21 protein-coding genes are annotated in these 26111 nt (G+C 52.6%); 17 read left to right on the top strand and 4 right to left on the bottom strand.

The window, feature by feature from the left end; all coding sequences use genetic code 11:
- The first annotated feature begins 204 nt into the window (after nt 1-204).
- The 8 genes from G3M78_03915 (at nt 205) to G3M78_03880 (ending at nt 9036) form a co-directional block, all read left to right on the top strand.
- On the top strand, nt 205-1194 hold the full coding sequence (locus G3M78_03915; protein ID QPJ64586.1) for a hypothetical protein: 990 nt from the start codon (nt 205-207) through the stop codon (nt 1192-1194).
- A gap of 604 nt (nt 1195-1798) precedes the next feature.
- Entirely contained in the window at nt 1799-2842 is a 1044-nt protein-coding gene (locus tag G3M78_03910) for a hypothetical protein (protein QPJ64585.1), read from the top strand.
- Between the two features lie 24 nt (nt 2843-2866).
- The gene (locus tag G3M78_03905; GenBank protein QPJ64584.1) at nt 2867-3229 is read left to right on the top strand and encodes a hypothetical protein; all 363 of its coding nucleotides are present in this window, start codon (nt 2867-2869) and stop codon (nt 3227-3229) included.
- Between the two features lie 98 nt (nt 3230-3327).
- The gene (locus G3M78_03900) at nt 3328-3648 is read left to right on the top strand and encodes a hypothetical protein (protein QPJ64583.1); all 321 of its coding nucleotides are present in this window, start codon (nt 3328-3330) and stop codon (nt 3646-3648) included.
- Between the two features lie 25 nt (nt 3649-3673).
- Nucleotides 3674-6604, top strand: coding sequence for a hypothetical protein (locus G3M78_03895; protein ID QPJ64582.1), 2931 nt, complete (start codon nt 3674-3676; stop codon nt 6602-6604).
- Nucleotides 6605-8317 carry a hypothetical protein gene (locus G3M78_03890; GenBank protein ID QPJ64581.1) on the top strand — a complete coding sequence of 571 codons (1713 nt, stop codon included), beginning with the start codon at nt 6605-6607 and terminating at the stop codon, nt 8315-8317.
- Nucleotides 8317-8715 (top strand): hypothetical protein, encoded by a 399-nt coding sequence (locus G3M78_03885; protein ID QPJ64580.1) that lies wholly within the window; start codon nt 8317-8319, stop codon nt 8713-8715. Before G3M78_03890 ends, G3M78_03885 begins: the two co-directional genes overlap by 1 nt.
- 21 nt (nt 8716-8736) lie before the next feature.
- The gene (locus G3M78_03880) at nt 8737-9036 is read left to right on the top strand and encodes a hypothetical protein (protein ID QPJ64579.1); all 300 of its coding nucleotides are present in this window, start codon (nt 8737-8739) and stop codon (nt 9034-9036) included.
- 434 nt (nt 9037-9470) lie between these two features.
- Here G3M78_03880 and G3M78_03875 read toward each other — a convergent pair whose 3' ends face one another.
- From G3M78_03875 to G3M78_03865, 3 genes are all read right to left on the bottom strand, one after another.
- On the bottom strand, nt 9471-9722 hold the full coding sequence (locus G3M78_03875) for a HicB family protein (GenBank protein ID QPJ64578.1): 252 nt from the start codon (nt 9720-9722) through the stop codon (nt 9471-9473).
- 104 nt (nt 9723-9826) lie between these two features.
- Entirely contained in the window at nt 9827-10246 is a 420-nt protein-coding gene (locus G3M78_03870; GenBank protein QPJ64577.1) for a response regulator, read from the bottom strand.
- 52 nt (nt 10247-10298) lie between these two features.
- Nucleotides 10299-11192 (bottom strand): LexA family transcriptional regulator, encoded by an 894-nt coding sequence (locus G3M78_03865; protein ID QPJ64576.1) that lies wholly within the window; start codon nt 11190-11192, stop codon nt 10299-10301.
- A gap of 179 nt (nt 11193-11371) precedes the next feature.
- On the opposite strand from G3M78_03865, the gene G3M78_03860 reads away from it, so the two are divergent.
- From G3M78_03860 to G3M78_03820, 9 genes are all read left to right on the top strand, one after another.
- On the top strand, nt 11372-13603 hold the full coding sequence (locus G3M78_03860; GenBank protein ID QPJ64575.1) for a hypothetical protein: 2232 nt from the start codon (nt 11372-11374) through the stop codon (nt 13601-13603).
- 201 nt (nt 13604-13804) lie between these two features.
- Entirely contained in the window at nt 13805-14242 is a 438-nt protein-coding gene (locus G3M78_03855) for a hypothetical protein (protein ID QPJ64574.1), read from the top strand.
- Nucleotides 14223-14570, top strand: coding sequence for a hypothetical protein (locus tag G3M78_03850; GenBank protein ID QPJ64573.1), 348 nt, complete (start codon nt 14223-14225; stop codon nt 14568-14570). Before G3M78_03855 ends, G3M78_03850 begins: the two co-directional genes overlap by 20 nt.
- A gap of 426 nt (nt 14571-14996) precedes the next feature.
- Nucleotides 14997-16658: a hypothetical protein gene (locus tag G3M78_03845; GenBank protein QPJ64572.1), complete on the top strand. Its 1662-nt coding sequence runs from the start codon at nt 14997-14999 to the stop codon at nt 16656-16658.
- 38 nt (nt 16659-16696) lie between these two features.
- Entirely contained in the window at nt 16697-18340 is a 1644-nt protein-coding gene (locus G3M78_03840) for a hypothetical protein (GenBank protein QPJ64571.1), read from the top strand.
- 32 nt (nt 18341-18372) lie between these two features.
- Complete coding sequence (locus G3M78_03835) at nt 18373-19335, top strand: hypothetical protein (GenBank protein ID QPJ64570.1); 963 nt, start codon at nt 18373-18375, stop codon at nt 19333-19335.
- A gap of 105 nt (nt 19336-19440) precedes the next feature.
- On the top strand, nt 19441-20823 hold the full coding sequence (locus G3M78_03830; GenBank protein QPJ64569.1) for a hypothetical protein: 1383 nt from the start codon (nt 19441-19443) through the stop codon (nt 20821-20823).
- Nucleotides 20824-20828: 5 nt separating this feature from the next.
- Nucleotides 20829-23423: a cyclic nucleotide-binding domain-containing protein gene (locus tag G3M78_03825; GenBank protein QPJ64568.1), complete on the top strand. Its 2595-nt coding sequence runs from the start codon at nt 20829-20831 to the stop codon at nt 23421-23423.
- 1 nt (nt 23424) lies between these two features.
- Nucleotides 23425-24468, top strand: a complete 1044-nt coding sequence (locus tag G3M78_03820; GenBank protein ID QPJ64567.1) for a hypothetical protein — start codon at nt 23425-23427, stop codon at nt 24466-24468.
- Between the two features lie 28 nt (nt 24469-24496).
- On the opposite strand, the gene G3M78_03815 is transcribed toward G3M78_03820, so the two are convergent.
- Complete coding sequence (locus tag G3M78_03815) at nt 24497-26020, bottom strand: hypothetical protein (GenBank protein QPJ64566.1); 1524 nt, start codon at nt 26018-26020, stop codon at nt 24497-24499.
- Nucleotides 26021-26111: the final 91 nt, after the last annotated feature.

Below are 26111 nucleotides of genomic sequence, written 5' to 3'. Positions count from 1 at the left end.
ACCGTGTGGAATTTCAAACCCACAATGGATGCATTGGGTCAATTGATCGCTGATTTCTTTTTTACACCCGTAACAATTACTCAGAGCCATGATTCACCTTATTCCAATTTGCTTATTCGGAATTCTAGCAAAAATTCTGTCGCCCGCAAAGCAAATGGCGTTTCGTAATATTGTTCAATCTGATAATTAAAGGAGGTTCACGCCATGCCAGTTCCCAGTTCTGCCAATGCGGTAATCAGTCTTCAACTTGACGATCAATTCAGTAAAGAATTTTCTGAATTGCTTGCGGAAAATAGCAGGCAGTTGCAGGAAATGAACGAGATGTTAGCGAAGCCCTTTTTGCCGGCTCTTTCGTCAAAATCACCCGATACGTCGTTGAATGGATTCAGAGCCGTCGGCCTGGATCCTTTTACTGATGTAAGTGATAAGGCCGGAGACCCGATTCGTATCGAAAGAGAATTACAAAATCAAACCAGCGAAAACTCTTTAGAAAGTCTTACCAGGCGGATAGAAGCGACTCTGCGCGCGGCAGAGATTCGTAAACAGGCCAAGCTAGACCGGGAGTTGGAAAAACAACAAAATCAGGAGTTGCTGGCTCAGGATGAGCGCCGTCTGGATACGGTTCAGAAGATGGCCCAGGCTCAGGCGGGTATCAACGACCAGACGCAACAGGCGCTGGAGATGAACAAGAGTCTGGCGGAGCTTTCGGAGCAGTTCAAGGATTGGGAGGTTGATATCAAAATAACGGGTCAGGAGGTTTTGCGCGAGGATGCGGAGGCGCTGAGACAGGAGATGCGCGATTTCTTTGCGGAACCGATTTATCAGGAGGTTCGCTTCAAAGACAGTCGCGGCGACTTGTCGGGCCTGATCGACCTGGAAGCCTCGACTGCGGAGTTTCGGGATTCCACTCCCAAACAGACTTCCTTTGAACCGACCATTGCTACAGCATCCAAGCTGGCGAGCGGTTCGGATTATATTCCTTACGACGGTTACCCGGCGATTCTGCATCGCGGCGAAGCGGTTCTCCCCGCGCATGCGGCGGAGCTTTATCGTCGCGGTTCGTCTGGCGGCGCGGTGGTGGTGGAGAATTTCAACGTCCACATCAGCGGCGAGCAGTCGAGTCCGCGCGACCTGGCGCGGGCGGTGCTTCGCGAATTGCCGAGAGCGCGCGAGTCTCTGGGTATCGATTTCTAACCAGCGTGCCGCTGGACCCGGTGGCGTGCCGCCACACCCTTAACGCTCAACTTTTTTATTCTATTCATCTTGCTAGGCGCAATTGAAATGTTGCGGCTCTCTTCCTGCGGCGGATCGCCGCCCCCCTCACCCAGCCCTCTCCCGCGAGGGGAGAGGGATATCTAATGCTCAACTCTATCTGCTAATTATCCTTTTCGGGCGCAATTGAAACGTTGCGGCTCTCTTCCTGCGGCGGATCGCCGTTCGTCATCGCGAGCGACTGTCAAGGAGCGTGGCGATCCAGAGTCTTTAGACGTTTCATGAAAGTCACTGGATTGCTTCGTCGCTGTGGCTCCTCGCAATGACGCCCGGCCAATGGCCGGTGGCGTGCCGCCACACCCTTGACGCTCAACTTTTCTTTGCTATCAATCCTTTTCGGGCGCAGTCGTAACTTTACAACCTTATTCCTGCGACGGATCGCCGCCCCTCTCCCCTAGTGGGAGAGGGTCAGGGTGAGGGGGCATGATGCCACTCCCTAATACTCAACTCGTACTGCTAGTAATCCCGTTTGACGTGATCGAAAGGTTGCGGCTTTTATAACATTGTCATCAATAGGAGTCAGTTTATGACCACAAAACGTATTTCAACCGGATGGCGCGCGTTTTCCACTTTTGCGGAATCTTCCTACGGAAGCCCGGCGACGCTTGACACGACTCTGAATTTCGAGGGCGCGCCCACGGATGTCGAGCCGAACCAGACGCAAAATGATGAAAAAGAAGTCACGGGCTATGTCGAGGCGAGTCAGCATGAAACCCTCAACTGGAAACTGGAGGGCGCCCACAAGCAACGGGCCATGCCTCATAACGTCGCCCTGTTCGCTGGGCTGGTTCTTGGAAAAGTCACCAGCGATCAACCGGATGATGTGAACGATCCCGATGTGTATCGGCATTACATCGAGCGCGATCTGACTTCGCCTGAAATGAAGTCGGTGACGATGGCGGAGTTCGACGGCGTCGCGCAAAAACGCTATGCGGGTATTTTTTGCAAGTCCTTGAAACTCTCCGGCGCGCGCGGCGATTTCCTGAAGCTCGAAGCGTCCTTCGGCGGCATGGGCAAGGAAGAGGCGAGCGCGATTTCGATGCCGGGCAAGGTCGCAGAATCCTACCTGCGTTATGGCGACGTCGAGTTCACGCGCGGCGGCAGTCTCACAGGATCAGTGGCGGCGGGCGATCTGGCGCTGGGTTCTTCGCCGACTTCCCTGAAAGGCGTTCTCCTCAGTTTTGATTATTCCGTCAACGCCGACCCAAAAACCTTGTACGAGATGGGCGACAACAGCGGCTACGTTTCGCGTGTTGAACGCGGCGAGAGATGGAAGCACGAGCTGTCTGCGACTTTTGAAATGGCGGACGACGACCACAAGAACGCGTTGAAGAATGGTACGGAGTATGTATTGAATCTGCCCATTCGCGGCGCAATCATCGGCGGCGGCTCGGATACCTTGAGTTACGAAGTCGATCTGATTTTCCCGCGCGCGGTGTATCGCGAAGCTCGCAAGGAACTCGAAGGCGACGTGGTGGTCGTTAAATCGCAATTCCAGATTCTGGAGTCCGCGACTTACGGTTCGGTCATCATCAAAGCGCAAAACAAGCAAGCGTCCTATCTGGCGTAAGCGATCACTGGAGCAAGAACTGTTATGGCGACAGGATTTTATTATCCCGACAAAGCGGCCCCGACGGCGCAATGGGTCCCGACGCGGCAACCGCTGTTCCCACTCTCAGAGTCTGCGGACTACCCGCGCCAGGCTTCGGCGGAAACGGCGGGCGGCGCGCTTTATGTGCAGGATCAGGGAGTGCGGCGCGAGCGGTTCGAGTTGCGTTTTTCCGGATTGACGGAAGCGGACCGAACGGCGGCCCTTGCTTTTTTCGACGCGGTGAAAAAGTCGGTGCGGACTTTTGAATACGAGGACTGGCGCGGCGACCTGCACACGGTTCGCTGGATGAGCGCTTTCGATTTTAACACATTCACGAAGGACGCTACAGCGGATCGGTGCAGTTGAGAAAGGAAAGCTGATGCGCAGAAGGCGTTGAGAGTGTCGGCTTTTTTTATTTATTGACCAGAACACAGCGGGCCCGAGCGCCCGCGTTGGGAGTGTCTATGATTGATTGGAAACAGGTACGACCGGAAGATTTTAATTGTTCGTTCGAAGGCGAGGAGATTGTCGAAACGGCGACGCATATCCAGATTCCCGTCAAGATCATCCATCGCGATTCCGGCGAGACGGCCTTCTCGAAGATGGTGTCGATTCGCGCGGATTTTTATCGTGAACTGAAAGAGCAGACGGGTCACTTCCAGGCCCTCGTCAAAATCGTCAATCGACGGTGTCGAGAAGCGATTCTGCAACGCATGCATTCCAAACAGATGGATGTGAGCGACAAGCTGGAAATGATTTATATGGAAGAGAATCCCATCCAGTAATTATAGGGAACGTGAAGGGAACCTTATGAGAACAGATTTCACGACAAATCTTGATGCGGCGCGAAACAAATCCGCGCATGCGCCAGCGACATTACTCAAGCTGGAATGGCCTGCGCAACCCCTGGGCGCCCCTGCGCTGACGCTTTATCTCAGCGACCGCGCGGGAATCAACACGGGAACGATCGACTGGTTTCCCCTGATTGAAAATCTCGGTTCCATTGATGCCAATGTTGCGGCCTCTGCGCTTGACGTCAATGGTCAGCGAGATCTGCGCGTGTCTGTGGTCAATGCTCCGACGCAATTGTTTGATCCGCCTGCGCCCTTCTCGCACCTGTTCCGCAAATACCCTTTGGAAGCGGGAACCGCAACGGTCTACCAATGGTTCGAGGATGAAGGTCTGGTCGAAGCGGACCTGGCGTCCTTGTTTGTCGGGCGGCCTTACGATCCGGTGAGCTTCGATGAGAACTCCTGCCAGTTTGATCTGATGGATATGGGATCAATACACGGCAAGACGATGATCGCTTCGCTTATTAAAGAGGAAGAGTTTCCACTTGCTCCCGAATCGTCCATTGGTCGCGCCAAACCGATTGTCATCGGAAGCGTTGAAAAGGTTCCGGCGATCCCTCTGCGCAAGGCGGCGGAGACGCGGGTGAAATCTGTGGTTCTGGCGGGCGGCTTCATCATCACCGTTGCCGATACTTCAGACTTCCCGAATAGCGGATCGATCATCATCAATGATGACGAAATCGCCTATGCGAGTAAAAACTCGACCCAGTTTCTGGGATGTACGGGAATCAATGAGTTTCACTACTCCGACGACGTTGTGCTTGAGAAAGTGTCGAACCATCGCTATCTTCTATCAGACCCGGATTATCCGATCAAGAGCATCAGCCGCGTGCGCGCGGGCGGTCATATTGCCGATTCTGGCGACTACACGATTGATCTTGCCAAGGGCGAAGTGGTGTTTGCCGACAAGCCGAAGCTGACCGATTCCATCGACACGAAATTTCTGCAAGCCCAGATGGACGCGGTTGCCGCTGGCAATAATGCGGTCGATCCTTCTAATGCGTTTATTCCGAACAGTCCGGCGACCTACGCCAAACTGCATCAGGGCGCGACGCCGCTTGCCTTGACGCAAATGGACGAGCTGGCGAATCTCGGAGAGATTGTCAGCGCGCTGGTGCGTGTGGAACATTTCATGGAAGAAAAGCTGACGGCGGATTCCTTGACCGTCGAAATTCCCGGTATTGGCGAACTCGGCGAGCTTCCCCCTCCAGCGATCGACGATGTCGCGCTGGCGGTGGGCGATGTGGATATCACGCATGACACCTTGATCGGTACCTTGACCTTTCCCGTCAGCGATCCCCAGCATGAGCACGCTTTGCCGCAGAAAACCACTATCACCCAGAACGCGCTTGGCGGCGTCAGCCCGGAATTTGTGCAGGTCGTGGTTGGCGGCGCGAATACCAATCACACCATCACCTTCCCAAGCTTCTCGGGAACCTTGGAGAAAGCGGAGTATTCCGTCGTCTTCGAATTGGGAACGACCTTCCCCAGCGGCGGCTCGGATCCCTTTTTACAATTGGCAGGCACGGGCACGGGGCCGGGCCCCGGTTCTTATCAGTGCTGGTCTAAAAACTTAAGTTCGGGTGTGAACACTTACAACTTCGCCGGAGAGATCAACAAGGAAGACAACAGCATTGTCATGACCGGGGCGCACCTCACTTCGATCAATGTAAAAATCACCTCCGCGCTTCGCATCATCACGCTCTCCGGTTTCGAAGACGTGGCGACGGACTCAACGGGAGTATCGACCAGCTCCAGCGGTTCGCTGGCGCAGACCACGGGAAATAAAACGCTCAACGTCACCAGTGAAAAAGCCACAAAAACGGTGGTGAAATATTTCGACGTGACGGCGCATGTGAACGGCGACTGGGCCTGGTTTCAGGATAAAGAGGTGCATGTCAAATACAACGGAACCAGCGACGGGCGCACCGCGTTTATTATTCACACGGCCTTCGAGATTGAATACGCGCGCCGACGCGTCAGTTTCACCGATGCGATCAGCGCCGACGTGGAAGGCGTGGTCGACGACGACGCCGGAACGATTACAGGAACGCCGGAGGCGTTGATCACGCGACCCGATCATGTTTATCAATGGTCGATTTTAAAAGTCCTCAATCTTTCCTCTGCTGAAATTCATTCCGCGTCGATGTCGGGCGCGGCGACTTTTTATGATGCGGGCGCTTATCAATTGGCTGGTGCGCTTTTCAGCCAGACCAGTTTACGCAATCTCTGGGCGGAATGGGGACGATCCTCTCGTTCGTATTTTTACTGGGATCTGGGTCAGGCGCGCATTCGCGTGCGTCCCTTGAACTGGACGACGCAAGCGACGGCTCATGATATGGCGATCGATTCCAGTTTGATACGCGCCGATGAAAACGGGCGTCTTGCATTTTCGGCCCAGCGCGGGTCTGTTGAAAATATCGTGAACGTGATCGATCTCAAATACAAACGCGACTGGTCCGAAGCCGACGAGCCTTACGCCGCTATCGCATCGGTGAGCGATGCGGATTCTATCGCGCGTTACGGAAGACGCGAAAAGCCGGACGCCTTTCAGTTCGATTGGCTGAGGGATTCCGCAATGGCCGAGGACCTGGCGAATTTTTATTTGCATGAGTACGCCGAACCTATGGATGTGTACGAGTTCGAACTCTTCCTCGATCATATGGAATTAGAGCGCGGCGATGTCTTGCAGATCAATCCGCCCATTCATGAACTGGATTCGGTGTTATGCGTTGCGCTGGGCGTTGGGCGAGTCCTGGGATCGGGCAAGGCGCGGCGAATGGATTCGGTTCCCGTTACGGCCCGGCTCATGCGCGGGCTTTATGCAAACGATGGATTGGGAATACAAACCTTGGGCGCCAGCGGTCTTGGCGGAGTGGAGGCGATTTAAATGGCGGATTCGTTTACGACTAATTTTAATTTGAACAAGGGCGCGGCCGGCAAAACGGATTGGTATCCGGACTGGCAGGCGGCGCTTGATTTTCTCGATACGCTCGGCGCCTGTCATCGCGGCTCGACCGAGCCTTTGGTCACGCAGGCTTCGATGTTCTGGGCGGACACGACGTCTGGGAAATTCAAGCAACGCAACGAAGCCGACGACGCATGGATCGATTTATGGGATCTGGGTTCCGCGCCATCAAGCGCGTCGCAGAATTATTATGTTGGCTCCTCTGAACCCTCGCCGACTTTCGCTCATCTGCTCTGGGCGGACACGATGGCGGGTAAGCTCAAGCAACGCAATGCGGCTGATGACGCATGGGTCGAGTTGTGGGACTTGGGTTCCGCGCCAGCTTCAAGCGTTCAGACATCACATAACGCGTTGGTCAATTCAAACTTTGATCTGTGGCAACGCGGGACAAGTTTCAGCGCGACCACGAATATCAAGGGCTATGACGCCAATCGTGATTTTGGCGGTGGGCTGAATGACATCGTCGTCGATTCCGGCGACAATTTCACGGGTACGGATTGGGGCGCTGTCTACGAAGTTCGCATTGATGCGACGGGAACGCCGGACACATTCAAATGGCGCAAGAACACAGGCTCGTGGACGTCGGGAGTCAATACTGACACGGATTGGGTGACGCTAGCCGAGGGCGTTCGCGTGAAATGGGGCGCGACTACGGGGCATACGATCAACGAAGGTCTGTTGATTACGATCATTGGTTCTCAGAACAAGGACGGCGACTACACAGCGGATCGATTCAAATTACTGTCTGATGGAAATGACATTGTTGATCTTGCGCGAAGCGCTGAAACGCCTCCGGCTGGATCGACCTATGGTTTGAAGGCGACGGTCGTCACGCCTAATAAAAAATTTGGCTTCATGCAATTGCTGGAGAATCGCGACACGCTGGCATTTGTAAAAAATGGGAAAGCGTCAATCGGCATTGTGGCGCGGGTGAATGCTTCATCTGGTATCAACAATATCCGCATCGCTGTGATCGAGTGGCGAGGCGCGAAAGACGCGGCGACCGCCGACCCGGTATCGGCATGGGGCGCGGCTGGCGCGAACCCGACGCTCAACACGGACTGGTATTTTGCCAACACACCGGCAAATATCCCTATCACTTCGAGTAATCAAAATTTCAGCGTTGAAGACGTGACGGTCAACGCTTCCACCACGAACATCGGCTTGCTGATTTGGATTGACGACACGGATGCGGTGGCGAGCGATGAGCTGTATTTGTTCCAGGCGCAATTGAACACGGGCGATAGCCTGACAGATTTTGTCCCACCAGAGCCGCAGGGCGATCTGCTCAAGGCGAATCGGTATTTTGCGAAAACCTACGCGCAGGACAGCGCGCCAGGCTCTGAGACTAACGCGGGGGCAATACCCTTTATTGGCAACGCATCGGGCAACAGCGGTTCGGGCGTCCTGTTTTTCCCCGTGGAAATGTTTGAGACGCCTACGATACGAACCTGGAGCATCCAGGGCTACGCCTACAATTCAGCGCACAGCAACAATAATGGAATTCCCGCGCAATTCAGTATTTCATCGCCAGGGGCGAAGGGATTTTCTGAGATCGGGATCAGTCCGCAACTCGGTCAATATCCTGCGTCGAGTATTTCTTTTCAATTTTCTGCAGAAGCGGAGGTGTTTTAATGAATTTTAAATATGGCCCCGAGAACAGATATGCGATCGACGTTGACACCGGCGCGAGCTACCCGCTTGATGATCGGCGCGTTGTCAATTGGCTTGGAGAAGGCAATACGATTGCCGCCGCCGATGGCCCCACGCCGGAGCAGGTCAAAGCCGAAGCGCGTCGTCGCATTCTGGCGGCCTACCCGGAATGGAAGCAAGCGAACCTGACCGCGCGCGCCGTGGAACTCAACAAGATCAAAGCCGAAAACGCGGGTTGGACGACTCCAGAGCAGACGGAGATCAACGCCATCCAATCTATCTGGAACTGGGTGAAATCCGTTCGCGCCGCCTCCGATACGCTGGAGTCCACGCTCCCTTCCGATTTTAAAAACGATACGCATTGGCCAGCGAACCTCTGAGCCAATGGATAAAGGGGAAATATGAATCAGGCGACACACGAAGACCTGCGCGATCTCTGCGATTCTCTCAAAGAAACGAACAGGCAATTGCAGGACCAGACCGCGAAATTGACTCGGGTCATCAGCAATCAGGAGCACCTCGCAAAAACCCAGGCCGAGCATCACGAAACATTATACGGTGATCGTTATGGGCTGAAATCGCGGGTCACACGATTGGAGATTCTGGGCCGTGTGGTGATCTGGACCGCGACCTCGGGCATCGCGGGCTTCGTGGCGTTCTGGGAAAAAATCAAAGGCTGGATGCTGGGCAAAGTCGGCTGACCGGCGAGGCGCCGGGGCCGTAACGCTAAACTCGCTCTGCTATTGTTCCCGTTGAGCGCAATTGAAAGATTGCGGCAATATATACTGCGGGCGTTGCCCGCCCGGCGAGGCGCCGTAACGCTGACGCGTACTGCTATTGGTCCCGCTGAGCGCAATTGAAGCGCTACGGCAATTTATACTGCGGCGGATCGCCGTCCCTCTCCCCTGGCGGGAGAGGGCTAGGGTGAGGGGGTGTCATGTCTTTTCGACGCCAGTATCATGTTTTAATATTTGATTGGCGCGTGGCGATCCAGCGTCGCTAAGCGTTTTGTGAAAGTCACTGGATTGCTTCGTCGCTGAGGCTCCTCGCAATGACGTGATGCGGGTGGCCTGTGACAGCAACCGAAAAGTCTCGAATTGTTTTGATATCTCTTCCTTTTCGCCTTAACTATTTATTAAATGATTACTGGAATCATCATTACGTCTGGTTGATCGTGGTCTTTGATAATTTTTTCCCAAGAGCTGGGCGCTGGAATGGGGAGTCCTTCTTCCATCATCGCTTCTATATGAAGTTCCAATGCTTCCTGCGCCATGTTTCGGACTTTTTTGATTGTCCGCGCGCCGGTCACGCATCCAGGAAAATCTGGAAAGTCGACGCCAAAATCTGAATTCGGATCTTTTCGGACCAGTCCTATATAAGTTGCCATACTAAAATTACCGTTTACATTCTTCACGCTAATCTCGCACTGCTTTTGATCCCACTGAGCGCAATTAAATAGCTGCGGCCCTTTGCCATCAGATGCAATCTGCGTTAGGAGTTGCCGGGCATGGCTTTGATGATGTCTTTGATTTCCTGAACGATGGTTTTGATGTTGAGGGGTTTGGTGATGACGCCGTCCATACCGGAGCGGAGGTATTCTTCGCGGTCGCTTTCGCTGTCGTTGGCGGTGAGGGCGATGATGGGCATGCGCTTGCCGGGCGTGTTGGTCTTTTCGTATTCGCGGATTTTCTGCGTGGCTTCGACCCCGCCCATGACGGGCATTTGCACGTCCATCAGGATCAGGTCGAAAGGTTCTTTCTGAAACAACTCGAAGGCTTCGAGTCCGTTGACGCTGGTGTTGACCTGATGTCCCCGGCGCGTCAGCAGTTTGGTGGCCAGGGTCAGGTTCATCGGCGTGTCGTCCGCCAGCAGAATTTTGAAGGATTCTGAATATTCCGTTTCTTCAGTCATAGAAACCATTATGCAGTGTCTTAAATAAAAATTAAACGGAAAATTTCAGCGCTTACAATTCCTTCCAGGCTCCTATGATGCGCCCGACGATGGGGTCGGGCTGTTCGTCGAGGTTGATGATCTGCACCTGCGACATGGGATTGATCGGTCGCAATACCAGCAGATTCTTCTGCATTTCCAGATACTTCGCGGTCAGGCCGTCTTGATGGTAGATGGCGAAGATGCGGTTTTTCTGTATCGTCTTTTGATTGCGGTCGATCACCACAATATCGCCGGAATGCAGCATCGGCTCCATGGATACCCCTTCCACCCGGCTGGCGACCAGGTTTCCGCGTCGGCCCGCCGCCCGCACATGCAATAAGACATAGTCCTCGATCTGGTCTTCCTGAATGATGGGTTGCCCGGCGGCGATGGCGGAGCTGGTCAGGGGAATGGAGACATAGTCTTCATCCTTGATCTTCGGCGCCTTGGCGGAGCTGGACGATTTCAGAATTTTCAGTTCGGTGGCGGGCGCGACTTGCATGTCGTCCAGCAAAAAGGTTTGCGGCGGCGCGCCCAGAGCTTCGGAAAGCGTCGCCAGTTCGTCGATGCTGAGCGGCCAGGCGCCTTCTTCGAGGAGCTTGAGCGATACGGCGCCGAGTCCTGCTTTTTCGGCGAGTTCGGACTGCGACCAGCCGCGCTGGCGACGCAGGGCGACCAGGTTGCGATTGAGCGTGGCGCTGAGAGTGGATAGGGCTTGCGGTCCGCTGATCAACCATTGCAGATTGACTCCTTCCTTCTTAGCGATCTTCTCCAGAATATCCAGATTGGGAACCTTGCCGCGGACGACGGATTTCTGGAGCGCGGTATAACTAATATCGCAACGCTCGCAAAAGCCCTTCAGGCTGAGCGATCCCCGCAATAACTCGATCCGTTTCAAAACCGGCTGGTCTGAATTTTCACTCATATATACACATTACCGAAATAATTTTCGCTTTTTATTCGGTTTTCTGTTGACGAATACGGATAAATGTCCGATACTTGTTTTGTGAATTAGACAGCTGGCTAATCATGGGTCTGCTGGATGCCAGTTTCATTTTCGTTTGAGAGCCGTATTTATTCACACAGAGCATAAGGGAAACTATCATGATCAGGCAATTAATTTTTGAGGGATTCAAGGATCAAACCCGCAATGTGGCGCTGACGGGGCTTGATTTATTCACGTCAAATAATGTCAATGGAGTCGGAAAATCAGCGATTTTGGAGGCTTTCAAGCTGGTTTTGCTGGGCGAGATACCGGGTCGGGCCAAAAATCTGGACGACATCCTCAAATTCACTTCTCAAGACGCGATTCGCGTCGAGGCGGTCGCGGAACAGGGTTCGGAACGCCGGGTCATTGAGCGTTGTTTTCTGAAAGAAGGCAAGCAGGGCGAACGCCGTCCGATCCGAATCGATCAGGCGCAATTGAAGTTCGAGGAAGGGAATTATTGGATCAAGGAAAACATTGGCGCGGTGTCCGTCGCCTTCGATCCGCAGGAATTTCTCGGTCTGAGCGCGGCGAAGAAACTGCAATGGGTGATTTCTCATTCGCCGGAAACCTGGTCGATTGACAAGGACTGGGTGCGCATGATGGCGATGGCCTATTTCACCAGGCGTTATCTGGGTTCCGGATTGTTGAATTTGCTGCTGCAGGAGTTTGCAATGAAGACAATGGACGATTTGTTTGATTGTAAGGAGGACTGCGCTTCGATCACGCATAAACTGGAGATGCATTTTGAGTCTCAGGAACCGCAACGCTGGGCGCGCATTCGTCGCGTTCTCGACGCCGCCTTGCAGGCCTGGTCTGCATCCTTGTCGGCTCAGGACAATTTGAAGATGATCCAAAAATTATTGAAGTCTGCGCTCGTCGAGAAAAAAACCATGATCCGCGAACAAGCGGGCGCGGTTGCCTGTATTCAGCCGGAGAATGGAAAGGGTCCGGCGATTGATGCGCTCCAAAGCGATCTGGAGCGTTGCGAGAATGAACTGGAATCGCTGACGGCGCAGTTCGACGCATTGGCGGAACGGCACGCGATCGAGGAAGCCGGTCGCCGCGAGGAAGCGGCGTTGCAAAAGGAGCTGGAGGATTTGAAGCGTGGTTTGGACGCCCAGCGTTCCGCAGAATCTTTCGATTCAGAATGGGAGCAGTTGGAACGGGACAAGACCGATCTGGATCGATTGCAGGCCAGTCTGGATGATTTGCTCCAGCCCTGGGACAGTCTTTCCGGTCAATTCCGCAAACAAGAGGCGGAGCTTGCTGAAACTCAACGACAGTTGAATCTGCGCAGGAACACTGTAGAAGCCGCGCAGGCGGCGGCCAGCGCGCGCTGTCCTATCGCCGGGTCGATCCGTTGCGAAACGGACATGACGCCCTATCAGGAAATTTTAGCGGAGGAAATTCGCGACCTGAGTCAAAGTCTCGGCGCTCTTGAAGAAAAGAATCTCGAAACGCAGGAAAGCCTCGAAGAAATGCGCGCCAAACGCGAGCATCTGCAAAAGCAATTGCAGGAAGGGAGAGACTGGAATCGCTCGCTCGAATTGCGTCAAACCGGCCTGCTGGAAAAACGCAATGCGGCAGAGGTCGAACGCATCCGTGCCGAAAGCCGGGTGACTGCCTGCAACGAGGCCTTGCAAGCGATTCGCAAGGAGAGAAACGTCAATCCGCTCTTGTCGGAGCAGGTGGATCAGCGCGCCCAGCTTCAAGTGGATAAACAGGATTTGACGAATCGACGCCGGCAACTGCGCGCCGATCTCGACCAAGCCTTGAAGGAAGAGGGCAAGCGCCAGGCGGTGGAAGATTTAAAACGCGCCAGAGCGGATGCGGAACAGGATTTGGAAATCATGAAACAGGCGGAGAGTCTGTTCGGTCCTTCCGGTTTGCAAGGCGACATTGTTGCGCGCGCCGCCGCCGGTTTGCAGGACGAAGCGGGAAAGATATTGCGTCTGATCGATCCCGATCTGGAGTTCGCTATAGATTTCACCGGCAAGGATTTGCAGATGGGTTGGAGTCGGCAGGGCAAGTTGATCCCTTTCGACACCCTCAATTCCGGTCATTTCGTTCTGTTCATGGTTCCGTTTCTCACCGCTCTTGTTTCCCGGCTTTCGCGTTTTCGCATGAAGTCCCATCTACGCACTCTGCGCGCCCTGTGTATCGAAGCCGAGTCCCTCACTCCAAATAATCTGCGCGCCCTGCTCAGAGGATTGAGCAAGATGAAAGCGCAAGGCTATCTGGACAATGTGCTGGTCGCGCATTACGCCTCCATTGGCGAGGCCCAGGAATTGAGCGGTTTCAAGGAACACATTCTGGAAGAAGCGGGCGGTTTGACGCTTGCGGCCTGATTCCATCTTCGGCCATTGCATAGAAAGGAAGAAGGGGAGAGATGAGAAAGCTGTCGCATGTAGAGTTGAGAAAAGGCCGGAATGAAAAACTTATCGAACTTAGGAGATAGAGAGGCGCGAGATGAGAAAGCTGTCGCATTCACAGTTGAGAAAAGGCCGGGATGAAACACTTATCATATTCACAGGATAGAAAGGCGCGAGATGAGAAAGCTGTCGTTGCGTCGCATCCCGCAAAATCGGGGCGGCGCCCATTTGACCGAATGCCGGATCGTGGTTCGCAAACTCGAATCCGGCGAAATGTTGAAACGCGGTTGCGGACAATGCGGCATGATCGTAGCCTCAGGCGGTTGGCGTTGTTTGTACTGCGGCAATTTCTGTTATCAAAGCCAGCCCGATTTGCAGACCCTCTGGTTTCATTTCAAATTATCGCGCGAGTTCTGGAGGGTGAGTTTGCAACGCGATCAGGTTTACATTAACGGCTTCCCCGTCGAATCGCCCGCCGATTCCCTGCCCGGATTTTTGCGCGGCGATCTGTCCGAAGTACAGCCTCCCGACTGGTTTCGCGAGTATGTCCTTGGAGATGAATATCAATTCAGAAATTTTTTGGAACACAGCTATCATGAATTCACACAATCATAATTCCACTTCAAGCGTCCCCGAGGTTTCCGAGACCGGAGACCGCAATATTCTGTATTTTGCCCCCAATGATCTGGAGCTCTGTTTGCAAACGGCATCTTCAGGTTGTGCAGATGATTTATTTCCGCGCCCGGGATACGAGCATTTGAAACGCGCGCCGATCAATTTGAATGAATTGAACCTGACCGATAAACAGTTGATCGCCGTGAGCCTGGTGTTCTATGGCGGCGCCCGCAAGCAACGCGCCGCCAAGGCAATGAAGATCAGCTCGCAAGCCGTCTCCGAGCATTTGACCGCGGCCTTGAAGAAGATCGGCGCCTGCTTTGCGTGAAATTATTTCTTAATCCGAAATAATTTTTAGAAGACCATAATATCCCCGCGGCAAAATTAGCCCATTTTTGGAAAATTTTTAGTCTCTATACATTATATAGTTCTTGAAAAAAGTTCTTGACCCCTGCCAAAGATCAATTATACTTGCACGGAAATTCAAGAAAACAATGACTTAACTTCGTTTTAAATCAATAATCCCAATAGAGTTACCTCTTTATCAGAGCATTGGATTTTAGGCTGGGGGAAAGCAATTGATTTTTCCCATTTTGGCGAATTATTGAGCCTTGCGGTATAGGGTGCAGGCAAGGGGTGGCAGGCGTTTATAGGCTTGAGCGAAATCGCTCAGGCAGAGTCGAGGGGATTCTCCTGGCGCGCAGGAATCGAATTCAAGCAAGTTTGCATATCATCGGTGTTGGAGGAGACAACAATGCAATTAAACAGCATTCAGCAACAAAAGCCTTTCAGCAGGGCGTATTTATGGGTCGCATTTTTTAGCGCAACCTTACTTGCTGGTTTTATTTTTTCTGCGCCGGTGTCTGCGGCCAGTCTGGAGATTGAAGAAGTCATCGGTTACCAGTCGGCGCATGTGTGCAAGACCTGCCATCCGCGTCATTTCAACGAATGGCGCGTGTCCAACCATGCTTATGGACAGCTCAGCCCGTTCATGAATAATTTCAATAAACTGATGCATCAGAAAACCAGCGGAACCGCTGGCGCTTTCTGTGTGCGTTGTCATTCGCCGATGGCCATCATCATGGGGGAAGATCCTCTGGCCCCGGTGGAATTGCGAAACACGGTTGCGATTGAAGGCATCACCTGCGTGGTCTGTCACCGCATGGTGGGCAACCACGGCAAAACGCGCGCCGAAGTTTTTATTAAAAAAGGCCCGATTGAAGAGGAGTTGTTCGGACCCTTCGACGGCATCAAGCAGATTCCGATCGGCCGCGAGGGCGAGTTGACGCATAAGGCGTCCATGTCAAAAAATATCAGCTCGGGGCAATTTTGCGGACAATGTCACGACGTGCCCGTCGCCAACGGTTTCCGACTGGAAGATCTGTTTGGCGAATGGCGCAACAGCCCCGCCGCAAGAGAGGGCACGACCTGTCAGGACTGTCATATGGGCGTCGAGCAGGGCGTGAAAAGCCCGCGCGCCAAAGGGCAGATCGCGGTCATCAAGGGCAAGGAATTTCCTGTTCGCACCTTGAGCGATCACACCTTTGCCGGACCGGATTACTCGGTTCTGGACATCTCGGATTTCCCTTTGCGTCGCTTCGAGTGGCCGGTGTTGATGGACGATCCAAATTTCTATAACTGGATCGAGAAGGTCAATGCCAAGAAGGCGGCCGGCGAAAAAATGAATCGCCTGGACAAGCGCAAATGGAAGAAATACCAGAAGCTGGTGAAGAAGAGCGAAGAATTGCTTGCGATGGCGAAACGCAAACGCGTAGAGCTTCTGCGTAATTCGGCGGAGCTGACTTACGAAGTTCCTGAAGCCATTGAGCGCGGCGACGATCTGGATATCGCCGTGAATATTACGAACAAAATCTCCGGGCATTCTCTGCCTGCAGGTTTCAATACCGAACGCCAGGTCTGGTTGCATGTCAAGGTTATGGACGACAAGGGCAAGATCGTTTATCAAAGCGGCGATCTGGACGAATACGGCGACTTGAAGGACAACAAGAGTCTGGCTGTTATTCGCGGCGAAGCCGATTACGATCACGATCTGTTCAACCTGCAATCCAAGTTCAAATTGCAGACCATTGCCGGGCATGAAAGAGAAGATCATTTCTTCATTCCTCGCGATGTCGATAACTTTGCCTATGTACGACCTGCGGCCTTTCCGAGCGCCTCATTCAACGGTCCTCCCCCGGTTCGCGTTCAAAAGAACTCGATTCCTCCCTTGAAGACCCGGACGGCGGATTACAGCGTTGATACGGATGGAAGCTCCGCTTTTTACGACGTGGAAATTTCATTCAATTTCAGAAACTTTGCCCCCATCGTTTTGAAACAGCTCGATGCGGCAGAATTCATCCCACGCTTGGAAATTGTGGAGATGGCTTCTAAAAAGTTTAAGGTCAACGTTCGATGAATCAAGAATCCAAAGGAAACCAAAAGAAGGGACAGGGGATGAAAAGTTTAAAAATCGCAGGCGTATTGGCTCTTTCCGTTTTTTTTTTAAACCTTCCTTCGGTCGTCTGGAGCGACGAGGCGCCTGCTGAAACATCGGCGCCTGAAGCTTCGGCGGCGGCTTCTGCAGAGGATGCAGAAGATGCTGAAGATGCGGATGAAGGCGAAGGGGATGCTGAAGAGGGCGCCGAAGTGGCGGAAGGCGAAGCCGGGTATGGAGAAGCGGCTAAAGATGAAATGACGCTGAGGCAGGAAGCCCAGGACAAGCGGGAGGCGGAACGTAAGAAGAAAATCGCAGAAGCCATCGCCGCTGACGAAAGCATCATCCGGCCGCGCCGGTCTTTCCTGGATTTCAATAACGAGGCCTTATCGCTTGGCGAACCTTTTCTTGGAACCGGAGCGATCAAGGATTACGGTTTGAGCTGGTTTGGCGAAGGCGCCAATGCGATTCGACCGCGCGCCCAGTTTTACGGAACCTTCTCCACGATCATGTACGGCGGTCGAATCAACAACGAGAATCAGGGTCAGTTGGGTTACAATCTCAACTTTGATTTCAACTTCGATCTCACCAACACCGAGCGCTTCCATATTCAGTACCGGCCTTTTGTCGACATTGACGAGCCGCGCGATCGCACCGGCGGTTTGTATCGTTTTCACAACGAAGACCCGACCATTGCGGATCACAAATTTGAACTGAGCGTGGACAACACCTTCGCCTGGTTCGAAGGCGAGATCGGCGAGATGTTCAACTTCATCGGTCCTGACGATCGTTTTCCCACGGACTATCACATCGCGGTTGGTTTGGTGCCGGTGATTTATCAGAACAGTTATTTGATGAACGACAACGTTCTGGGCGCCTTGATTTCAAAGCCGAATCTGATCGTTGGCGACGGCACAAACCTGTTGTTGCAGGCGATGGTGGCGATTGACGAGATCAATGCAACCCGCGCCGGCGGAGACGCGGATAACAACAACAACGACGCCAATCTGTATGGTCTGACGGCGCGATACGAGCGACGCAACCAGTTCTGGGAGTTCAACTATTTCCATCTCGAAAACCAGGTGGAAGCGGACAATTCGCAGGACTTTCTGGCGGCTTCCTTGTCGTCAACCTACGGTTTGCTCAACTATTCGGGTCGTGTGATGTTGAACATGAGCGACGACCGTAAAGGCGGGGGAACGGCGGGCAATGGTCAGTTGTACGTTATGGAGTTCAACCATTCTGCCTTCAACCATGACTATTACGATAAAAACTATTTGTACCTGACGATGTTTTACGGCACCGAAGGCTGGAACGATATCGCCAAGGGCCGCACCGGTCGAGCCGGTATTTTTTATCGCGGCAACGGCGTCACCAGTTTTGGGGTTTTGCGCAACACGGGAACCGGGACTTATGGCGTGTCTTTCGGTTTCAAGCAATTTCTGGATCGCGAGGCTTTGACCTTCAACCCGGAATTCTCTTATCAAAAGGATTTGCGCGACGAGTCGGGAAGCATCGCCCCCAACGATCAATATGCGCTCGGTTTTGAAGTTCAGTACCTGCTCAGCAATCACATGTCGCTGGTCGGCAAGGCGGTGGGCATTCACAACGAGATTCGCAGTGAAGACTGGTCGAGTTCAATGGAATTACGATTTAAATTTTAAACATTTAATCATTTTTTGTGCGGAGTATTTACATGAAGTTTAGATTACAGATGAGTTTAATCGTTTGTTTGTCGTTGCTGGTTTCCGCATCGGCGTTTGCGCAGAACAAGGTCATTGGGCCGAAGCAATGTTCGGACTCCAATTGTCATAAAAGCATTTTCGACGATTTGTTGTTCCACCCTCATGAAACTTTCTTTAACGAGAAGTTTGAGGAAGAGGGCGTGAAGATCGCTGAGAAAATGAATGTGAAAGATCAGTTTGAAGATGAGAAATGCATCAAATGTCACGGCATCGAAGTGGCCTCGGATTATCCTAAAGTGACAGAAGAAGAAAAAGGTTTGTTCGGCATCGTTTGCGAAACCTGCCACAACCCGGCTCAGGACTGGGTGGAGATCCACGATAAAAAGGGCAAAGTTCCCGAAGCGATAAAAGCGGGAATGCGCGACACGCGAAATTTTTACGCCTGGTCTAAAGACTGCTTCCGTTGTCATCGCGGCGCGAAAGAAGACTTCTATAAGGCGGGTCACCGTCTGGGTGAGAAATTTGATCTGGTCAAATACAGCCAGGGCGATTTCAAACACTGGGTCTGGAGTAAAGAACAGGAAGCGTCTGGCAATCTGGATGCGAAGTTGACGCAAAAGATCGGAAAAATCTGGGTCGCCGGTGAAGCGTTGCAGGTTGAAGCGTCGATCATGCGTATTTCTGAAGCGTCCGGCAAAGGCGAGTACACAGAAAAGAACGCGGCTTTGCTGAGCAAGGCGGTGGAAAATCTGAAGAAAGTCGCGGGCGTTATTCCGTCGGACAAATTGTCTAAGTTGATTGCGGTTGGCGGTAAGGTCAATGCGGACCCGGCTTCTGCGAAAGCGGTTGCCAAAGAAATCAATGCGACGACGGTGGCTTTTGTGAACGAGCTGGATGCGGCGGACATTGCGGCGGATAAATTCGCTTCGTTCCCGATTCCCGACAAGAGCACCTACATCCGCAACAAGAAGTAACTTTTGGTTCAATTCTGAAGCCCCGTCCCGTTTGGGGCGAGGGCTTCAGGTATTTTTTAGATGAGTTTCATCATTCACTTCATGCGCTAGGCGCGGTTCTTCCCGATGGCTTCCAGCAAGAAAAAGAAATCAGAGCATTCGTATTACACGAATCAATACAATCCACCGAGAAAATCCCCACCCGTTTTCAAAGCCGTTCTCATTATTTTAATAGTTGTAGTGAGTCTGTTTGGATTGGATTACTTCTCTGGCGCTCGTTTTTTCGCTTCTGAAGGCCCGGTATCTTCATCGCATGCGATGTTCGACGCCACTTGTGAGTCCTGCCACGCCTCCGGTTCCCCTGAAATTAAAAAAGCGTCCATGGAAAAAAAGTGCATGGGATGCCATAGCACGGTGAAGCAACTCAAGTTTCATATCACCAGCCATCGCGAAGATGGAGCCAAAGAACGACAAACCGTACAGAAATTCTGCGTCGATTGCCATAAGGAGCATCGCGGTCGACAGTACATGATCCACGAGATTGGCGACCGCCAGTGCAAGAATTGCCACCAGATCAGCAACGCTCAGTTCGAGCATCCGGCCTTCAAACAGGAAAAACTGGAACCTTCTGACTTGAACAAGATCGGTCTGCAATTCAATCATAAGACGCATCAGGTTCGCGACAAGAACAAAGACGATATCAACGAAAAGTTCAAGAAGGGTTGTCCTCTCTGTCATTTATACGATCCGCAGACGAATTTCATGGATTTCAAGCGCGTGACCTTTCAGGAAAATTGCCAGGACTGTCACCCGCATGAAGAGTTGTCCATCACCAAAATGTTCCCGGAAGAGGAACTCGAAGGCCTGGCGGATTCAATCAAAAGCCTTGCGGTGCAGTTCAGCCTGGAATCGCACGATACCTTTTTCTCTCGCTTTGAATACAGCAAAGGCAGTAAACGTCGACGTCGTCCTGCGTCGTTCAGCTATAAGCCCATTCATCAGGATCCCTATTTGAACATGTGGTTTTCTGAAAAGGATTTCTCCGAAGAACAGGTGGAGTCGGCATTGTCTTCGGGGCGACCGGGCGCGACATTGAATTGCTTGAAATGCCATTTGCTGAATAAAGGCAACGCCAAAGCGCAACCCAATTTAAAAGTCGGCAAGGATTTCTATTTCGCTCCGATCGCGAAACGCGCTCCGCGCGCTGACATCACTCGTTTTCCGCACAAGAAACATTCCCGCGTCGGTTGCAACGAGTGCCATAAAAACATTGCGACCAGCGAATCGCTCAAAGATTCCAATATCAATATCGATAACGCTTCCTGCTTCAACTGCCATAATAATGTAATGGTGGGAAATGAATGCGGCGGCTGTCATGTATTCCATCACATGCTGAACCAGTCTGAAATGGCCAAGCTGATGATTGAAAATTCGGGCGCGAGCGAAAGCGCTGACGCCAACGAAACTGCTGACGCCAACGAAACTCCTAACACCAACGAAACAAACTGACCCTCATGGCTCATAAAATCAAGTTCAAGGATCTGGATAAGGAAATCGAGACTGAAGAAGGAATTTCAGTTCTTGAAGCGGCGGAAGAGGGCGGGATAGATATTCCCTCAAGCTGTCGTAAAGGCGAATGCGGCACCTGCAAAGTTCGCAAGGTGAGCGGAGAAGTCCACTCTTCTGTTGAAGGGACTTTGTCTGACGATGATGTCAAAAACGGCTATTTCCTTTCCTGCGTCGCTGAAGCGACAACGGACCTGGTCTGTGTTTCCTCCGAAGGCGATGAAGAATTGCAGGCGCGGGTGGAATCGATCTACGATCGCACGGTCGATTCGAAATCCTTCCAGTTGAAAGCGACGGCGGATGAATTTTACCAGTTTCAGCCGGGACAGTTCATCACCATCGGTCCGGTCGTTAGCGGCAAGAAACAGTTTCGCTGTTATTCCATTTCCTCCTCCTGCCAGAATAAGGACCATGTTGAAATCACGGTCAAGCGGCAAAAGAAGGGTCTGGTCAGTAATTATTTCAACGATTCGGTTCAGGTCGGCGACCTCATATCGGTCAAAAAACCAAGCGGCAAATTCAAAATGGACCTGTCCGAGACCACGGACCTTCTGCTGGTCGGCTCCGGTTCGGGAATCACTCCGCTTCTCAGCATGGTTCGCTCGCTCACCGACATGAATTCCACGCGCAAAATTGTTTTGCTCTATGGCAATCGAACGTCTGACGACATCATTTTCTATAAGGAACTGAAAGAACTCGAAACCGCCAACCCGAATTTCAAGCTGGAAGTGTTCTTGTCGCAACCGGATGAGTCCTGGCAGGGTAAAACAGGACGCATCAACCCGGCGGCGATCATCGACGCTATCAACGCCATGTCGGAAAACGTCAGCCTGTACACTTGCGGCCCCGGCCCGGTCATGGAAATGGCGGTGGAAACGGCGGCTTCCTGCGGGGTGAACCCGGAGCGTTTGCATATGGAAGCCTTTGCTCCGCCCAAGGAGAAAGTTCCTGACAATTTCCTGACTCTGGAACGTCTGCGCAGTATCGATATTTTCAAAGGCCTGAGCGACAAGGTTCTGGAGAGCATGCAACCGCATATCATGTTTCGCCGCTTTTTGCCGGGCGAGATGGTCATCCGCGAAGGCGACTTTGGAAACTCCGCCTTTTATATCCTTGAGGGCAATGTGGATGTGTACCCTCCTTCCCTGCAATTGGAAATTCAGGATAAACGCAAACGAAACAAGCGATCCTGGTGGCAACGGCTGAAAGGCATCATCAACAAGAACACGCGCGGCGGCGAATTCGTCCGGGCGCAGGATTACCGGGTGTCCACCACCAGTTTCAATACCGACGGCGTGTTTTGCGACGCGGCGGGCAATACCTTGTTGCCGAATTTCGTTCCGGCCCCGCCTTTGGATGATGATGGCGAGGAAATTTCAAAGGACAAGATCATTCGTCTGCCGAAAGGCGAGATGTTCGGAGAACTTGCGGCTTTGTTTCGTATCAGTCGCTCGGCGACGGTTGCGGCGGGCTGGGAGCAATCTCCGCTTTGCGAGACGCTGGAAATCAAAATCCAGGCGCTTCGCATTCTCTCCAAGCGCAGTAAGGAGTTTAAATCCTTCATTGAAGATCGTTACCGCGAGCGCATGTTATCCCGTTTTGTTGAAGAGGAGCCGCTTTTTCAAGGTTGCAGTCCTGAATTGCTTGAGAGAATTTCCAATGAGGTTGAATTTTTTTCATTCCGTCCGAAGGAAGTGTTGTTGAGCGAAGGTCAGGACAATGATTCCCTCTACATCCTGCTCTCGGGATTCGCCAAATTATCGAAACAGGTGGGCGAAAAGGATTTCAACTTCCACGCTCTGCAAAAAGGCGAAATTTACGGCGTCGTTTCGCTGATGGAGGGCAAGAACAACGCCTGCACCGTCACCGCCATCAACAACGTCGAGGCGATTGCTTTGAACCGGAGCATTTTTGAGGAGTTATTGCGCGAGCCTACGGCGAGCGAACTCATCATGAAGACCGTGGAAGCGCGCATGAAGAAAATGGCGAATATCGAAGAGCATATCGCCAGTTTGTCGCTTCTCAGTTTTGGCATCGAAAACGAATTGCCCAATGGGCAGAGCATCATGGTCATCAACCTCGACCGTTGCACCCGTTGCGACGACTGCGTGAAAGCCTGCGCCGACGCGCACGACGGCTACCCGCGTTTCGCCCGCGAAGGTCGTAAAATCGGCAACGCCATGTTCCCGCACGCCTGCATGCACTGTATCGATCCCTTGTGTATGGACGGTTGCCCGAGCGGCGCCCTGCATCGCTCCAAACAACACGGCGAAGTGTTGATCGATATCGACACCTGCGTCGGTTGCACGATGTGCGTGACCAAGTGCATCTACGATAATATCGTCGCCTTGCCGGTGGCGGAAACGGTGATGATGGACGCCGACCCGGTCTATCAGCTCAATCCGGCCAACAACAAACCCGTTCTCAAGTCGATGAAATGCGATCTTTGCGTGGAAACCGGCGACCCGGCTTGCGTGCGCAGTTGTCCGCAGGATGCGATGCGCCGCATGTCTTTCAATGAAATTTTTGAGTCCGCTTACTGATATGTCAAACCAAACGCCATTGCCCCAGCGCTACGACGACCCCTGGCTCGAACAATTCTGGAAAGGCCATCTGACGCCCTATTCCCAATCGAGGGATTTGCGCCTTTGGGGCTGGTTCTTTGTGCTGGTTCTGTTTTCACTGATGTGGATGAAGGGCCAGAAGATCATCCCGATCAACGCCGGGCATTATGGATTGGCCTTGTCCTTGTATTGCGCCGCGTTCGCGCTGGGTAATTTGAAAAAAAGCAGTCATTGCACGGGCATCGTGCTCAACAGTCTGCTGGGCGTCGCTATTTCCGCCTATTATATCAACGACGTGCGCCTCAATCTGGACGATGAACGCCTCATTTCCGGCTCCGCCATGTTGTTCCTGATCGTCCTGGCGGCGGCGTTCAAGCTGAAAAAATACCTCGCTCCCTTTAAAAAATGGGGGCGCTCCCGGCTCTGGATGCATATCCATATCTATTCGGGAATCGCCGCGATGATTTTGTTTATGTTCCATCTGGATTTGAGCCTGCCCAACGGCCTGTTTTCTTATTGTTTGTTCCTGTTGTTCACGCTGTTCATTGCTCTGGGAATCCTCGGCGTCAACCTGCAACGGGTGATCCCTGTGAAACTGGCGGACCTGGACACGGAAGTGATCTACGAAAAAATTCCGCAAGTGGTCGAGTCCCTGCGTCTGAAGATTAACGATCTGATGGATCGGGGCAAAGGCGAGCCGATTTCCAAAACGCTCTCGAGTTTCTGCGAGCAATACGTGCTTCCCTTTTTTGAAGGCCCCAAGCCCTCAATGCAGTATTTTTTCAGCTCCTCTGCGGGCCTGCCCGAACGCTTGCATAAATTCGACAATCTCCAGCAGTTCCTGAACGACGACGAAAAACTGGTGCTTGTGGAAATCAAGAAACTCTACAAGGAAAAACAACAGCTCGACGTCCACGCCAGTCTGCAGTGGTTCCTGAGGCAATGGCTCTGGTTGCACATCGTTATGGCCAGCCTGCTCATTTTTATGATTCTCTACCACCTCGGAATGATTTTCATTTTCTAATTATACTGCCGCGCTGTGCGGTTTGGTTTTATGGAAAATGAAAGTCGGGCAATGATTCGTCGCGAATGAAGGGCCCTTTCTTCATGCGCTCCCATAGGGCGAGTCTGGGATCGTTCTTCACATACAACACACAGATCAGGTCTTCATAGATTTTGACCCAGCCGGGCAGTTGGTTCATGCGGAGATGCGTCCCGTCGCGTTTTCGGGCCAGAACCAATTCGGTCGGATATTTTTCAAGCAGGGCCTGCCAGCCGGGTTGACCGGAAGCGAAATCGAAATGATCCTGAATCACTTCCTCGGGATAGGCGGTGCGGAAACGCCCGTCCACCGACACCCTGGAACCCGGCGTTTTCCATATCAGGTATTCACCCCAGTCCAGCGGGTTCCATAGATTGCCGCTGATATCGTTCGAATGCATGAATCGCGCGGCGTAGACCGGGTAAGTTTGCGGGGGCGCGAGGAGCTTGAACTGGGCAGATGCGTTTTTCATGAGTCCGATTCCCAACTGCGACCCTGCAAAGAGAAGCATGCCGACCAGCAAGCCGTTATGCAAATGAATGGACGCGGTGTAGAGGCGGAATTTTGTTTCCGCCAGTTCTGATATTCTTGCGATCAGATAAGGCGCCATTAAAATCGCCGCCAGGGGAATATGGCGCTGGTGCTTGAAGGCAAAGTAGATGGCGGGCGCAATCACCCAGACCTGCCAGCCCCATTTTTTCTTATCGAAGAGCCAGAGTCCGATGAAGAGGATCGTATACAACTTGAACTGCCAGAAATGCATGGTGTCGAAGGGAATGCCATTCCATTCTGTGATATTTCTCGGAACGCTCAGGGTCTGCGCAAAGAAATTCCATAAATGATATCCGTAAGGATTCACCAGACAAATCGCGATTGTCGCCGCCAGAGTTGCGATCCATAATCCGGGCGCCTGATCTGTTCGTATTTTTTCTACAACGCCATAGCCCAGCGCCACGCAGGCAATGGCCAGACCGGCAACCACGCCGCCGTGCATGTTCACCCAGAATAGAAAAATGATGGGAATATAGATCAGCGCTTTTTCATTGCCCTGAAAGGCCTTGCCTAAACTAAGGGTCAGCAAGGCGATCCCGATATAGGTCATGAGATGCGGGCGCGGCATGAATCCGGGGGCGAGGATGAAGGTCAGCAATACAATAATGATCAGGCAGGCGCTATTGCGTCGCGGTTTGTCCTTCACAAAGGCCAGCCGGGCCAGCCTTTCGACGATGAACAGGCCGATCAGCATTTTCATAACCAGTAGTCCGCCGGAGCCGAAGATCGAAAATATTTTATAGAAGAGTATTTCCGTCAGCCATTCGTGATTGATCCAGCGATGCCCCGGCGCAGTATAGGAATAGTTTTCTTCGCTCGGCAAGGCGCCTTCCTGCCATGCGCTTTCGCCAAATTTGATATGTCCCCAGAGGTCGGGGTCTGCGGTGGTCAGCGAAAAGGCATTGAAGGCGCAGAGCAGACACATTGCCAGCAGGAATGCGGGCGCATGAAGAGGCTTCAGATTTCCGAGCGCCTTCAGCATGCAGGACGGCTCATTTGGAAATTCAACAGGACGGGGCTGGGCGCTGTGATGCGCCTTTCTCTCTCTCTATTTTTTGTGTGGGCCTTAGAGA

It is taken from the genome of Candidatus Nitrohelix vancouverensis (assembly GCA_015698305.1).
Lineage (GTDB): Bacteria > Nitrospinota > Nitrospinia > Nitrospinales > VA-1 > Nitrohelix > Nitrohelix vancouverensis.
The sequence above is the reverse complement of the archived record's forward strand: the minus strand, read 5'-3'. Positions and strand labels throughout refer to the sequence as shown.